This window comes from Streptomyces sp. NPDC055239 (genome assembly GCF_053606205.1).
The window spans coordinates 131775-144623 of sequence record NZ_JBSGRD010000018.1 but is presented as its reverse complement, the minus strand read 5'-3'; the positions used below and the strand labels follow the sequence as shown (position 1 = coordinate 144623).

The window sequence follows — 12849 nt, the reverse complement described above, 5'->3', positions numbered from 1 at the left end:
CTGAGCCGCTACTCAAGTGCTGGCGCCGCAGGGCAGCGTCACCCCGTACAAGGGAAACTACGCCCTCGTCAGCTTGCGAGTTGGGTTCACGGCGTGAACGTATTTTTCGACCAACCCGCTCACCTCACGGGTCGTTGCCGCGAGAGCGGTGTGCCCCCTGTTTGCGGCGCGGTCTCCTGGCTACGGTGCGTTCATGCTGGAAGCTCTAGTTGCCGCGGCCGCAGGAGTCCTCGGCGCCGGAATCGGCGCGTGGGCCGCGCTGCGGGCCCGTAAGCCGACCGAGGCGAAGGTCGAGTTCGTCGACGTCGCTGTCGTTCCCATCGAGGACCTTGGGGAGATCTTCGAGGTCGCGGAAGGTGATGTGGTCTCGGAGCTGAGGGAGCGTGCCCAACGGATGCTTGGAGCTTATGCCCGACGGCCACGCGGCGACTGGACCGGCTGGGGAGGGGCGCATACGGAAGAGGAGTATTTCCCCATCGCTCTCGACGTCAAGGTGCGAAATAGCGGCGGCCAGACAGCCTACCTCCATGAGTTCGGTATTCATGTAAGAGATCCGTTGCGGGTCTCCGGCGATGTCCCGCGCGCGTGTGTGCCTTTGGGGATGGCCTGATGGACGAACTCGACCGCATTCAGTCTGCGCTGCAGCTCGTCACGAGTAGTTACGGAGTGCGCAACGATCTGTGCAGGGATTACAGTTCGTCGGCCGCTATCAAGCGGCGGATTTCCCAAGAGCTGCCGCCCGATCCTGTCGACCGCTTCGTCGTGGTCCTCCGTCATCCCGATCCCCAACAGGTGGCCTTCTTCCGGATGGAGGCCGAGGTCGCGTACAACGCGGACAAGACCGTCCGTGCAGAGCGACCACTTAGATCACCGCTGCTGACGCATCCCATCTTCAGTTCGACGGAGGACGAGCTGGAGCACCTGAGAAGCGAGCTTCAGAAGCGCAGGCAGCCCGGACGCGGGTTACGTCTGGACGGGACGCGCATGGAGCCAGTGAAGGCGGTGCGCCGCTGGTTTGAGTCATACGAGGAGAAGTTGAAGGAAGTCGCCTCCATCTACGTTGAAACTGGAAGCGACTCGTGTGAGGAGTACGAAAGGCTTCTGGGTGCTCTTGCGGAACTACCCAGGATGCGACGCGACCTCGCAGTAGATGAGTGATCGCACCTATAAAAGCTGTTGCAGAAGGCTGTTTTCGGGATCGCCTCGAAGGTCGTCTCGATCGCCGAGGGACGTTTCGTCAACCTCGCGGGGGTGACCCCCGGACCGGCCGCCCTCGGCCTGTCCGCGCGCGCACCGGCAAACCGGCCGAGATCGTGGAACTGATCCTCGGAGAATTTAGCGACCACTTCGTGGCAGGCCAGCGCGGGCCGATCATCGCGCGACACCACCTCGGATATCAGCTGACGTTGGCCGGTATCGACCGCGCCGGACCTGACGGCGCGTGGCTGCTGCCCAAGGACCCCGACGCATCCGCCCGCGCGCTACGCGACGCAATCACTGCGTTCAGCGGCGCTACCGTCGCCGTGGTGATCGCAGACTCCGACGGACGCGCAGACCGGCGTGGCGCCACCATCATCAGCATCGGCGCTGCCGGGCATCGCGCCGCTGCGTGTCACCGAGCACACCGAGCCCGACGGGAAGACCAAACGGCAAGAGGAAACCCTCACCGACCTGGTGGCCGCAGCTGCGGGCCTGATCCCAGCGCGGACGCGGTGCCCTCGTCGCCGTGCTGCGGGGCGTCTCCTACGAACACAGCGACGAGGGAGTGGTCGCGATCCTCCACCACAGGCCGGCCCTGCTTGGTCCCTGTCGACCGTCGCGCCGTCGCCCGCACTGCACCACGACAACCTGCACGTGGGACGCAAGCTGCCGTTCTGAGGAACGTCTCTAGCCGCTCACGAATCCCGAACGTCGGCGGCAACGCTACCTGTTCAGGATTCGGTGTAGCGCGCGACGAACGCCCTCTCGGCTTCGGTGAGGCGTCGAGGTCGGCCGGAGTCGAGGTCGTACGCAGCGATCATGGTCGTGCCCTCGGCGTACAACAGGTTGGCATCTCGGATCTCATAGGCCAGTTCGAAGGAAACCGCCCGGCTCTGCGTCACCCGGACGTCCACGTCGACCGGCGCTTCGCGGTAGTGCAATGGGGCGCGGAAGTCGATGGCAGCACGGCTCACGACGAACGCGTTCTGAAGGCCAGCCTCGCCAGCCGCCAGAACCTCCCGGAACATGCGTGTGCGTGCCTCCTCCATGTATCGGAGATACATGGAGTTGTTGATGTGCCCGTAAGCGTCCGCGTCTGCCCAGCGCAACGGGCAAGGGTAGGTGTACTTGTGCACGAGAGGGTTCCTTCTGCTGGTGAGAGGCTGCGGCAGCGTGGTGGCCAGGCCAGCCGCAGCGAATCCGGCGCATCGCCCTTGCGGAGTCTGGCGGGGTTCCGTGGCGGTCCTGCCCTACGGGTTCGACCGATCACCATCGGCCGACGGCAGCTCCGTACGGATCTCGTGGAGAAGGCTCAACCATGCGTCCGCCTCGGTGAAGTAGCGGGCAATCGCCGTGGCAGCACCTTCTGGATCGGTCGGCAATGAAGCCCGGACCACGTCCCTCACCTCGGCTCGGATCTGGCCTTCAAGATCGTCCCAGGAAAGTCGCGCGAGCACCGTGAGAGGGGCGACCTCGGTGACTCCCCAGCGTTCGGGGGCCTCCTCGACTGCCCAGGTGACGCTGCGCTTTGAGGGCGAGAGAGCCAGTTGCGCGTCGGGGCCCATCCGGGAGCTGATCGCGGGCAGGGGGATGCCGTCCTCGCCCGCCCGAGCTGCAGCCTCCTCCGGACTGCTGACCAGGATGCGAGCCCGACGGAGGTCTTCGTCACGCAGTCGGTCGGCTTGGGCCATCCGCCCCTGCGCCCGGTCTATCTCCTGCGCAGAGTTGTGCGTCTCGTCGGCCCAGGCATCGCGGACGCCGCCGAGTGCGTCGTGCGTGGCGTCCGGTTCCACTGCGATGCCTGCCTCGACCCACGTCATGACGACGAAACGGCAGTCGGGCATGATCGCCGGGTAGGCGACGTGGCTGACGATCTCGATCGTCCGGTAGTCGAGCGTCGGCACGGAGGCGAGGAAGACGTGTCCGTCGCGGTGCTCGACCAGGTCGGCATCGGACTCCCAGATACGCCGGATATCGGGGTTCTTCTTGACGTCCTCGATCAGCTCCAGGAGGTCGGCGTCGTCGCCGTGGGTGGTCAGGGCGAAGCGCAGCATCCTGATGAAGACCATGGCGTGCTTGTGCCAGTCGTGGTACGTGGCACGGCCCTCGGCGGTGGTGAGAGCCCAGCGGATCAGATTGGCCCGCGGCTCCATCACCCATGGCCATAGCTCCGCCATGGCCTGGTTGTAGGCCAGGATGTTCCAGTTTCTGTCGCTCAGGTACGTGGGGCTGGGCATCTGTTTGTCGATGAGGAGCCGCAGTGCGGCGGCGACCTCGGGTTGCCCTTCCGCCGGCGCAGCCCGGAGGTAGGTGCCCACGTTGGAGAGCAAGAGTGCGTGGCGCTCGCCGGAGTCGAGGTTCAGCAGCTCGGCCAGCTCGTCACACTGCTTCTGAGAGAACCGTGGTGTCGCACCGTTTTCGATGTCGCGGTAGGTGCGCACACTGATGCCCAGAGCACGGGCTGCCTTGGCCTGGATGACGCGAGCGTCCTTCCGCCAGCGCTTGAGCATCGCGCCAAACCCCATGAAGTGGCCGGCGAGCTGACCTACAACTTCCTCGGAGGAAATCTCTGCTTCCGCATCACTGGTGCGGTCGGGATCCGGTTCCGCATCTCCGGTGCGGTCGGGATCCGGTTCCTTCGCGGCCATGAGATTCTCCCTCTTTGCTCGAACGGGGAGATGCCCGTTTCCGGGCATGAAAGAGGAGGTCAGCATGATCGCTGACCCCCCGCCTTGCCGTTTCCCCACTAAAGACGATACGCAACGTTTAGGCGATCTTGACCAGTTGTGGCGTGGACCACAAACCGCCCAGGCGATCTCGCTCCGTCCAGAACCTGCGCCCCGGATCGACGAAGGGCATTCATCACCGAATGGGACATCCCCACCTGCGATTCATGATCAATCTGCAAAAGCGGCAAATGTTTGCCGCTTTTCACTTTCCTTCGAATCGACCACCCCGGGCCGACCGCGAAGGATCTTCGAGTGGATCAACGAATCACCTCATTCCGCTTACGTGGCAAGCGACTTGAGGGTCCACGGCCGAACCGAAGGGCGCCTGCCACCCGAGTCACCTAAATGTACAAACTCGGGCAAAAGATAACCGTTGACTCGCTCTCGCTGGTTTGGCTTGAATCCCTCTGTCAGCAGGTTCAACAAACCGTTGCGGGGCGCGGTGAAGGTCATTGCGTATCCCGTGCAGCGTGGGGACTCGTGTGCCCCGGACTTGGTTCCACCCTGCTGACGGAGATGGTGGCGGAGTCTCGTCCCCGCCATAGCCGCAGGCGACCGCTTCGTGGCCTGCTCCCTGCGCCAACACGATCCGCTACGCATCACAGCACGACCCGCCTCACCCGCATCGGCCCCTTCGGGCGCAGCAGTGGGGCACGAGCAAGAGGAAGACCTATGTGGTGGCGAAACAGCGGCCCACTCGCCGAGTCGAGGTCGCCTCTCCTGAATGTGCCCCGCCAGCGGGTTGCCGCAGCCGTGGAACGGGGGCTCCGCCCCCACCGTGCTCCGCGCATCAGAGTCGGCGATCGTGATCTGCAGCGTCGCCTTCGGCACCAGCTGCGGGCCCTGGACGTCCAGCCGCCGCTGGATGTAACGGCGCTGTGCCGTGCGCTGTCCGCGAAGCGGGGGCGACACATCGAGCTGCGCCCCTACCCGATGCCTATGCCCGGACCGCTGGGTTTGTGGGTTGACACCCCAGCCGCTGACCTCATCGTCTATCAGCAGCACACCACGCGGCTGCACCAGGACCACATCATCCTGCACGAGGTCGGGCACATCCTGGCCAACGACGACGAAGGCATTCCGGAGGACCCCGACGATCCGGCAGAGGGATGGTGGGCCGGCATGCTCCCCGCCCTGAACGCCGCCAGCATCCGCCGGGTACGCAAGCGCTGCACATACGACTCCGATGAGGAATGCGAAGTGGAACTGAGCGCGACAATCATCCTGCAGTGGTCCTCCGTGCTGAACCGCACTACTCCCGCTGTCGCACAGGACCCCGCGGTACGGCGGGTCAATTCCGCACTAGGCGACACCCGAGGGTGGTTGTGATGGTGACCATGGCCTTTTTCGCCGCGCTCGCGGCGGCCATTGCCTGGAAGGTCCGCCAGGTAGTCCGGGATCCTCACAATGCCCCGCTGCGCTCGGTCACCCTTTGCCTGGTCTGTGCCGCGGCGTCGTACCCCCTGGCCATGCCGGGCGGTGCTTCCGGAGTCGACGCCGTCGCCGGACACGGCGCGGCCAAATTGCTGCAGAACGTGCTGCTGTTGGCGACCCTCTTCTTCCTGATGTGCTTTTACCTGCACTCCGCCGCCGACGAGGAGACCGGCCGAGGCCGCGCTCGCTGGGAGGCAGCGGGGCTGGTGCTGGTGGTCGCCGCGTTGGTGGCCATCGTCGCGAGCGGCCCTCACGAGGTCCTGGTCGGCAGCTTCTCCACCGCAGACATGACCATTCCCCAGGCAGCCAGCTTCTACCTGCTGGCGGGCGTGTACATGATGTACGCGCTCGGAGCCGCCTTCTGGTGGACCTGCCGCTACGCTCGGCTCTCCCCCCGGCCGCACTCCACCGGCCTGTGGACAACCGCCGTCGGACTGGCCTCCATGGCATGCGCCTGCGCGATCCGCGCTGTCTTCGTGGTCCTCCGGAGCATGGGCGGCACGGTTCCCTCGGGCCTGAACGCCGCGGTGGCCGCCCTGCTGGTGATGTCGATCATGTTGTTCGTCGTCGGCGTCAGTTACCCGATCGCACGGGCCCGGATAACGGCAGTACGGATCTGGCACCGGCACCGCCGTATCCACCATCGTCTGCAGCCCCTGTGGGAACTGCTGGCCGAGGCGTACCCAGCCAGCGTGCTGCAGCCGACTGCGAAGTCCTGGCGGGAGACCTGGGACGGACGGAGTGTGCACCGTCGCTACCACCGACGCGTGGTGGAGTGCCGCGACGGCCTGGTGCAGGTCAGCCCGTACCTGCCGGCCCTGCCCGGCCAGAGCGCCCGTGACGCTGCCCTGGACAGCGCGCCGCCCGAGGCACTGGCCCAGAGCCTGCGCGACGCGCTTGCCGCCGGAGCACCCGGCACATCAGGCACAGTGGAACCAGTGGCTGCGGTTCCTCTGGCCCTGCCCTCGCAGCAGGGCCCGGATGCCGACGTCGAGCAGCTGGTGGCACTGGCGGATGCCTTGCGTCGCGCCACCCCTCGGAACATGTCGGCCATGACGGCCGCGAACCACGGTTAAGCACAAGGGAGTTACGCATGTTGATCTGCGCCGGACGAGTCCTGACCGGGGACCGTGGCCAGTACGTGACCGACGGAGCGGTCCTGATCAAAGACGGCCTGATCGCAGCCGTCGGCGGCCGGGAAGAGGTCGAGGCCCTCGCGCCGGCGGACGAGCCACGCCTCTACTACCCCGCCAGCACGCTGATGCCCGGACTGATCGACGCACACGTGCACCTTGCGTTCGACGGGGGCGCCGACCCAGTCGCCACTCTGGAGCAGCAGGAGGACGAGGCCCTGCTGGACGGGATGCGGGCTCGAGCCGAGCAGCTGGTGCGGATCGGTGTGACCACCGCCCGCGACCTGGGTGACCGCGGTCACTTCGCGGTGCGCCTGGGCCAGGAGATCGAGCAGGGCGACGTACCGGGGCCGCGCATCGTCTCCGCGGGTGTACCCCTCACTCCTCCCGGCGGGCACTGCTGGTTCCTGGGCGGCGAGGTCTCCGGCGAGCAGGAGATCCGCGAGCTGGTCCAGCGCAATGCCGAAGCCGGCGCTCAGGTCATCAAGGTCATGGAGACCGGCGGGGGCCTGACCAAGGGCGGCGCCAAGAGTCACGAGACCCAGTTCGCCCCCGCCGACCTCGCCGCGCTCGTCGATGCGGCCCGCGCCGCCGGACTGCCCGTCGCCGCGCACGCGCACGGTGTCGACGGAATCATGGCGGCCGTCGAGGCCGGCGTCGACACCATCGAGCACTGCACCTGGATGACCGAGGACGGCATCGAGGTTCACGACGACATCCTGGAAAAGATCGTCGCCAAGGGCATCCACGTGTGCCCGGCCGTAAGCCCGCACTGGAAGATGCTGCCACGCTTCTTCGGTCCGGAGCGGGCCGAGGCCATGTTCGACGCGGTGCGGCAGATGGCCGAGGCCGGCGTGCGTCTGATCGCGGGCACCGATGCGGGTGTGCAGCGGGCGGGCCACGACGGCCTGATCGCCGCGCTGGAGTTCTACGAGCACCTGGGCGTGTCCAACGACCGCATCCTGGAGATGGCCACCAGCGAGGCGGCGCTGGCACTGGGCTTGGCCGACCAGACGGGGCAGATCAAGGTCGGCTATAGCGCCGACATCCTCGTCGTGGACGGAGACCCGCTGACCGACCTCACCGCCCTGGAGGACGTCCGGGCCGTCTTCGCCCGCGGCGTCCGCAGCTACCGCCCCGGCCAGGTATAGACAGTCACACGCTGCGTTCGCACCGGAAGCGAGGACTACTGCTTGGGGCCGTCCGCCCCAGGCAGGTCTCGCTGCTGCAGCTCGGCGGCGGCCTTGTTGATGAAGGCCAGAAGGTCGGCGCTGAGCCCGTCCTCGCCCAGACCGCGCGCCGCCATCTTGCCGACATTTCCCGAGGCCAGGAGCTGCAGTCCCTCGACGACTTGGCGCGCTGTGGCCTCGTGGGGCTGGAAGTACATCGGCGATACACCGAACACGGCCGCCAGCCCGTCCCGGAGCACGGGAGAAGCCTCGGTCTCAGCGCCGGTCCTCAGCGCGCAGATGCTGGCCTCGGTAGCGATGGGGGCCCCGGCATGCTCGTTGACCTGGCGAGCTAGGTCCTCGTCCGAAGGCCGCACCTCCGGGCCCGCATAAGAGTGCGCAAGCAGATAGCTGATCTTCTCGGCCAACGACTTGGGGACCTCCGTGGCGGGTGGCGGAGCCTCCTGCCCGAATGATCGCTCCTGCGCCGCCAGCAACGCCTCCGCGCTCACCCCGTAGCCCCTGGCGAGCGGCTCGACGTACTGCTCAGTGAGCCGCCGGACGCCCTTCTCGGCGTTCGACACAGGGCCGGAGCTCTTCGTCCCGATCAGCTCCGGCACCTGCTTTAGGTAGATGCCCGCGTCGCAGCGCAGATCGGCAAGGTCCGGGAGCCCCAGGCGCGGAAATAGCTCGTCCAGGTCCCGGCCGACCGCAGCGGCGACTGTCGGCAGTTTCTCGGCGTCTGGGGGCCACTGTCCGGTCTCCCAGCTGCCGACCGACGATGGCGAGACGCCCAGCTCCTGGGCCACGTCGCCCTGCGTGCGATGCGCAGCGCGCCGCACGTCATAGAGGCGGCGACCGTCAAAGAGACGAGGCGGCATTCCACTCCCTGGTTGTTTTTACTGAAGAAATCACAGGCCATTGACCCGTTTCCTGATGCTGGGATAGTTTCAGCGTAGCGAACGAGGGGGGATCCGTACACCTCGTCGCCGACCTGAGCTCGTCCGGCCCCGGGAGCCCGCTCGTGCCGCCCTGACCCTTTCGCAAGCCGATACGCACAGCCAGTGCGAACAGACGACCGAGGCCCCGCATTCACACATCAGCCGCAGATGAATCCGGCGGACGATCGCGCGGTGACTGTCTGCGATCAGTACAGAGTTTAAGAACCAACTCTGGATCTTGACGCGGGTCCGTGCCTATGTTCGTCGTCGCCGGGCAGCCCGCCCGCAACGACGGACGGGAGGAGCCCGCGAGCACGGACCGGACCGAGAAGGTCCTATAAAGCAGCGACGGCGTCCGAGAGCGTAACTCCCGGACGCCGAACGCTAAGTGGCATACCCGCCCCGGCAAGGGCGGAGGTTGCCCACCATCACCACGCTGAGTCCTTCCGAGGGGCGCATCAGCGTGGCAACACTGCAACGGGGAGTATCGCATGTCTCCTGCCCTGCGCAAAAGGCCGATCTGCCTGGCCTGCGCGGCAGTCATCCCCGGCTCGGCGCATCAGCGCCCCGAGCCGGACCACACCATCCTGGCCCCGTCGAACCGCCGGCCCCGCCTCGTGAGCGGGGGCAGCCGATGAGCGTCGATGCCCGCGAATGGGTGTGGGAGCACAGCTCCAGCAGGGGCACCGCGCGCCTGGTCCTGCTGTCGATCGCCGACCGCGTCCCCGACGAGCAGTGCGTCGCCTGGGCCTCCATGGCCAGTCTGGTCAAGCGGACCAACGCATCGCTCACCGCCGTCCGCGCGGCTCTGCGGGCTCTCGCCGACGGTGACGAGCTGGAGCTGCTCGTCGACTACCAGGGCCCGCTTCGGACCATGGTCTACCGGCTGCCCCACGCCGCCGCCTTCCTGGCCAAGGCCGAGGCGGCCAGGGCGGAAGACCCGGAGGCCCGCGTCGAATCGTCCGATACGGAGGTGCCCGAGCTGCAGCCGGAGAAGCTCCAGCGGCACGGGATCTGGCCCAAGAAGGGTGTGGATTCCACACCCTCGCCACGGAGTCCGACCCGTGTGGATTCCGCACCCCCGCGACGGATTCCGCACCCCCGACGGTACGGAATCCGCACCCCCGACGGTACGGATTCAACACCCCAGAACCGTAGTGAACCGAAGGTGAACCGTAGGTACAGCAGTAGTGGGCTCATTCCGGCCGCCGAGTGGCAGGTCGACCCCGAGACCCACGCCTGGGCCCGCCAGCAGGGACACCTCGACCGGCTCGGTGAGGCGGGCCTGCAGGCGGCCGATGCGAAGTGGCGGGCCCACCGCGCCGACTTCAAGCCGCGAACGGCCGGGGCCTGGGCTGCCGACTGGCGCTCCTGGGTCGCCCGGGAGCACCCACCGGGCCGCCCGGCCCTTTACGCGCTGCCCGGCAAGGCCGCCTCCCAGCCCGGCGGCATGACGCGGGCCGAGGCGCACCAGGCCGCCCTCCTCGCCGCCCTCGAAGAGCCGACCGGAACGGAGGGCTGACCATGGACCGCCGCGAAATCGCCGCCCTGCTGGCCTACATCGGCCGCCTGGACCCCCGCACCATCCGCATCGAGGGGGAGGCCCGCGACCAGCTCGCCCAGTGGCACGAACTGCTCGGCGACGTGCCGATGGTCACCCCGCACGGCTGGGACGCCCGGATCGCCGCCCGCCAGCACATCCGCCTCTCGCCGTACCCGATTCAGCCCTCCGACGTCGGCCGGCCCTGGGAGAGCTACCGGCGCGACCGCATAGCCCGGCACTCCGATCCCACCCCGTCCGTCGACCCGGACGACCAGGCCGCCTGGACCGCCGAGCTGGTCGGCGCCCGGCACGCCGTCGCCGCCGGTGCCACGCAGCCCGCACAGGCGCGGGCCATCACCACCGGACGCGAAGGGATCGACCCGAAGCTGAAGGCCCGGCTGAAGCAGATCGGCTCCTGCATACCGCCCGCTGCCCGGGCTGCCCTGGCGCCCTACCGGCCAGCCCAGGCGGCGCGCGAGGCGGCCATCGCCCAGGGCCAGCCCGACGCCCTCGGCGTCCGCTGCGAGTGGTGCCTGGCCCCGCCCGGCGAGCCCTGCCGGCGTCGGCGGATCGGCCCCGACAACGGGGTTCGCGGAACCGCCCCGCGCGCCACTCCGCACCCCGGCCGCCTCGATCTTGCCGCCGCTCAGCAGGCCACGCAGGTCTCGCAGTCCGCGCTGGCCTGACCTACGCGCAAGGCCGGTGCATCCCGTCCGGTGCACCGCCACACCGCCGTCCCGCCCCTGGCTGCGGCCCACGCCCTCACGCCGCAGCCGGCACCCGACACCGCGTCCCTCCCCCGCCCTGTGACGGGCCGACGCGGCAGCACATCGGAGACCATCATGCGCCACATCACCACCCACGACGCGCCGGCCACCGGCCTGCGCGGTATCGGCGACACCAGCTGGCACACCCGCGCCGTGTGCCACGGCATGGAGGTCGAGGACGCCGACGCCGTCTTCTTCCCGCGGCCCCGGGACCACCAAGCCATCGCGGAGGCAAAGGAGCTGTGCGGCTTGTGCCCGGTGCGCCGCGACTGCCTCGACTTCGCCCTGCAGAACGTCCTCAAGGAGGGCGTCTGGGGCGGCCTCACCGAAGCCGAGCGGCGTCCCTGGCACGACGGTCTGCCCCAGCGCCTGGACTACCGGCGCGTGACGGCCTTCTTCCGAGGACGCGACGTGCACCTGACCGAGGCCGAGCGCCAGATCGTCATCGACCACGCCTACGTGCGCGGCTGGCGGCCCGACCGGCTCGCCGCCGCCCTGCAGATCAGCCACAAGCACGCCCGTGACCTGCTCCGGCAGGCGGCCAACAAGGTCTTCGACCGCGACCGCACCTACGGCGTGCCACGGCCCAAGAAGCGGCGGAAGAAGTCCACTCCGGCAGCGGGCAGCCCGGCGCCCGTCGCACCCGGCACTCGGCATCCCAAAGCCCGCCCGGCAGCGTCGACTCCAGCGTCCGCCACTCTCGGAAAGGCCGCATGACCCACCCCGTCCTGGCCCTCAGTGCCGCTCCGGACCTCTCTCTCCTCCTCGCCTTCGGCGTACCCGCCGCCTTCGTTCTGGTGCTGACTGCCTGGACAGTCCGGCGCCGGGCAACCCGCTCGCAGAAGCCTCTCGGCAGTCCGGCGGTGAAGGTCGCGGCCCTTGCCGCCCTCGGCTGCACCGCGTACAGCGCGGACACGAGCTGGCGCTTTGCGGCCGACTTCCTCGACATGGCCGGAACCGCCGAACGCGTCGGGATGTTCGCCGCGGCCGAACTCGCACTCTTCGCAACCGCGCTGATGGCACGCCAGAACCTGGCCACTCAAGGGGCTCCTGGTCTGCCGGGCACGCTGGTCTGGGTGATCACCGGAGTACAGGTGATCCCCGCCTACGCCGAGAGCGGTCCCATCGGCGGCACCGTCCGGGCCTTCGTCGGGCCGATCATGGCAGCGATGCTGTGGCACCTCGCCATGGGCATCGAACTGCGCCTGCGCACCCCGGCCGCCGCCTCCCACGGGCTGATCGCCGTACTGGGCCGGGAGGTACGCGAGCGGCTGCTGTCCCGCCTGGGCATCGCCGCCCGGGACCGCGACGCCGCACAGATCACCCGGGACCGGGCCACCACCCGCGCGGTCGCCTTGGCCGCCCGCCTCGCCGAGCGCACACCCGTGCAGCAGCAGAACTGGCGCGGCCGTCGGCTCACACGGCGCCTGTCGAAGGCGGTCGCCAGGGCCTCGGTCGGCACCGATCCACTCCAGCGCGCGCAGCTGCTCAACCAGCTCGCCGCCCGCCGGCACGCCCTCGCGCTCGCCACGGTCCCGCTGCCCTCACCCTGGTCCCCGGCACCCAGCACCACACCAACAACCACGGTCCCCGCGAAATCGCCGGTCCCCACAGCCGGTCCCGACGAGGCGGACGGGGACCGGGGACCGAGCACCGTACGGGGACCGGTCCCCGAAACCGCGGACTCGAAGGCGTCATCAAGCGCGGGGACCAAGGGCGAGGATGCGGGGACCGGTGTGGGGACCAAGACCCCTGAAACCGGCGAAGATTCGGGGACCGGTCCCGGCCAGCCGGAAGCCTGCACGGGGGACGCCGGAAGCGTGAGGACAGGCCTTCCGGTCCGCAAGGTCGCTGCTCAAGGCCCTGATTCAAGGCGGGGACCGAGCACCAGTGAGTCGGGGACCGACCCCAGCGGGGACCGGGGACCGAGCAC

14 protein-coding genes and 1 pseudogene are annotated in these 12849 nt (G+C 68.5%); 12 read left to right on the top strand and 3 right to left on the bottom strand.

Annotated features, from left to right (window positions below):
* Nucleotides 1-193 precede the first annotated feature (193 nt).
* The 4 genes and pseudogenes from ACWFRJ_RS40040 to ACWFRJ_RS40025 all read left to right on the top strand — a co-directional run.
* Entirely contained in the window at nucleotides 194-610 is a 417-nt protein-coding gene (locus ACWFRJ_RS40040) for a hypothetical protein (protein WP_453543018.1), read from the top strand.
* The gene (locus ACWFRJ_RS40035) at nucleotides 610-1158 is read left to right on the top strand and encodes a hypothetical protein (protein WP_453543015.1); all 549 of its coding nucleotides are present in this window, start codon (nucleotides 610-612) and stop codon (nucleotides 1156-1158) included. Before ACWFRJ_RS40040 ends, ACWFRJ_RS40035 begins: the two co-directional genes overlap by 1 nt.
* Nucleotides 1159-1176: 18 nt before the next feature.
* Nucleotides 1177-1323, top strand: coding sequence for a hypothetical protein (locus ACWFRJ_RS40030; protein ID WP_453543012.1), 147 nt, complete (start codon nucleotides 1177-1179; stop codon nucleotides 1321-1323).
* Nucleotides 1314-1562: pseudogene (locus tag ACWFRJ_RS40025) on the top strand (coenzyme F420-0:L-glutamate ligase); the annotation flags it as partial. The gene ACWFRJ_RS40030 and the pseudogene ACWFRJ_RS40025, both read left to right, overlap by 10 nt.
* A gap of 369 nt (nucleotides 1563-1931) precedes the next feature.
* On the opposite strand, the gene ACWFRJ_RS40020 reads toward ACWFRJ_RS40025, so the two are convergent.
* Nucleotides 1932-2336, bottom strand: a complete 405-nt coding sequence (locus ACWFRJ_RS40020; RefSeq protein WP_453543010.1) for an acyl-CoA thioesterase — start codon at nucleotides 2334-2336, stop codon at nucleotides 1932-1934.
* Nucleotides 2337-2450: 114 nt separating this feature from the next.
* Nucleotides 2451-3848 (bottom strand): helix-turn-helix transcriptional regulator, encoded by a 1398-nt coding sequence (locus ACWFRJ_RS40015; protein WP_453543007.1) that lies wholly within the window; start codon nucleotides 3846-3848, stop codon nucleotides 2451-2453.
* Nucleotides 3849-4868: 1020 nt separating this feature from the next.
* Here ACWFRJ_RS40015 and ACWFRJ_RS40010 point away from each other — a divergent pair.
* Genes ACWFRJ_RS40010 through ACWFRJ_RS40000 form a run of 3 tightly spaced genes read left to right on the top strand, consistent with a single transcriptional unit; the run spans nucleotide 4869 to nucleotide 7647 of the window.
* Nucleotides 4869-5258, top strand: coding sequence for a hypothetical protein (locus tag ACWFRJ_RS40010; protein ID WP_453543004.1), 390 nt, complete (start codon nucleotides 4869-4871; stop codon nucleotides 5256-5258).
* Nucleotides 5258-6439, top strand: coding sequence for an MAB_1171c family putative transporter (locus tag ACWFRJ_RS40005; protein ID WP_453543001.1), 1182 nt, complete (start codon nucleotides 5258-5260; stop codon nucleotides 6437-6439). Before ACWFRJ_RS40010 ends, ACWFRJ_RS40005 begins: the two co-directional genes overlap by 1 nt.
* A 17-nt stretch (nucleotides 6440-6456) precedes the next feature.
* Nucleotides 6457-7647 carry an amidohydrolase family protein gene (locus ACWFRJ_RS40000; protein ID WP_453542998.1) on the top strand — a complete coding sequence of 397 codons (1191 nt, stop codon included), beginning with the start codon at nucleotides 6457-6459 and terminating at the stop codon, nucleotides 7645-7647.
* 35 nt (nucleotides 7648-7682) lie between these two features.
* On the opposite strand, the gene ACWFRJ_RS39995 is transcribed toward ACWFRJ_RS40000, so the two are convergent.
* The gene (locus ACWFRJ_RS39995; RefSeq protein WP_453542995.1) at nucleotides 7683-8546 is read right to left on the bottom strand and encodes a helix-turn-helix transcriptional regulator; all 864 of its coding nucleotides are present in this window, start codon (nucleotides 8544-8546) and stop codon (nucleotides 7683-7685) included.
* Nucleotides 8547-9097: 551 nt separating this feature from the next.
* Between ACWFRJ_RS39995 and ACWFRJ_RS39990 the strand changes: the two genes are divergently transcribed.
* From ACWFRJ_RS39990 to ACWFRJ_RS39970, 5 genes are all read left to right on the top strand, one after another.
* The gene (locus tag ACWFRJ_RS39990) at nucleotides 9098-9244 is read left to right on the top strand and encodes a hypothetical protein (protein WP_453542992.1); all 147 of its coding nucleotides are present in this window, start codon (nucleotides 9098-9100) and stop codon (nucleotides 9242-9244) included.
* Nucleotides 9241-10128 (top strand): helix-turn-helix domain-containing protein, encoded by an 888-nt coding sequence (locus ACWFRJ_RS39985; protein ID WP_453542989.1) that lies wholly within the window; start codon nucleotides 9241-9243, stop codon nucleotides 10126-10128. Before ACWFRJ_RS39990 ends, ACWFRJ_RS39985 begins: the two co-directional genes overlap by 4 nt.
* 2 nt (nucleotides 10129-10130) lie before the next feature.
* On the top strand, nucleotides 10131-10835 hold the full coding sequence (locus ACWFRJ_RS39980; protein ID WP_453542987.1) for a zinc finger domain-containing protein: 705 nt from the start codon (nucleotides 10131-10133) through the stop codon (nucleotides 10833-10835).
* A 156-nt stretch (nucleotides 10836-10991) separates the two neighbouring features.
* Nucleotides 10992-11633: a WhiB family transcriptional regulator gene (locus tag ACWFRJ_RS39975; RefSeq protein ID WP_453542985.1), complete on the top strand. Its 642-nt coding sequence runs from the start codon at nucleotides 10992-10994 to the stop codon at nucleotides 11631-11633.
* Nucleotides 11630-12849: hypothetical protein (locus tag ACWFRJ_RS39970; RefSeq protein ID WP_453542982.1), on the top strand; the 1220-nt coding region annotated here is incomplete at its 3' end. The genes ACWFRJ_RS39975 and ACWFRJ_RS39970, both read left to right, overlap by 4 nt.

Bases quoted from the DNA above. Each gene is read 5' to 3' on its own strand.
- ACWFRJ_RS40015 (WP_453543007.1), bottom strand. From the start codon at position 3,848: ATGGCCGCGAAGGAACCGGATCCCGACCGCACCGGAGATGCGGAACCG.
- ACWFRJ_RS40040 (WP_453543018.1), top strand. From the start codon at position 194: ATGCTGGAAGCTCTAGTTGCCGCGGCCGCAGGAGTCCTCGGCGCCGGA.
- ACWFRJ_RS39990 (WP_453542992.1), top strand. From the start codon at position 9,098: ATGTCTCCTGCCCTGCGCAAAAGGCCGATCTGCCTGGCCTGCGCGGCA.
- ACWFRJ_RS40000 (WP_453542998.1), top strand. From the start codon at position 6,457: ATGTTGATCTGCGCCGGACGAGTCCTGACCGGGGACCGTGGCCAGTAC.
- ACWFRJ_RS39995 (WP_453542995.1), bottom strand. From the start codon at position 8,546: ATGCCGCCTCGTCTCTTTGACGGTCGCCGCCTCTATGACGTGCGGCGC.
- ACWFRJ_RS39975 (WP_453542985.1), top strand. From the start codon at position 10,992: ATGCGCCACATCACCACCCACGACGCGCCGGCCACCGGCCTGCGCGGT.
- ACWFRJ_RS40035 (WP_453543015.1), top strand. From the start codon at position 610: ATGGACGAACTCGACCGCATTCAGTCTGCGCTGCAGCTCGTCACGAGT.
- ACWFRJ_RS40005 (WP_453543001.1), top strand. From the start codon at position 5,258: ATGGTGACCATGGCCTTTTTCGCCGCGCTCGCGGCGGCCATTGCCTGG.
- ACWFRJ_RS39980 (WP_453542987.1), top strand. From the start codon at position 10,131: ATGGACCGCCGCGAAATCGCCGCCCTGCTGGCCTACATCGGCCGCCTG.
- ACWFRJ_RS39985 (WP_453542989.1), top strand. From the start codon at position 9,241: ATGAGCGTCGATGCCCGCGAATGGGTGTGGGAGCACAGCTCCAGCAGG.
- ACWFRJ_RS40010 (WP_453543004.1), top strand. From the start codon at position 4,869: ATGCCCGGACCGCTGGGTTTGTGGGTTGACACCCCAGCCGCTGACCTC.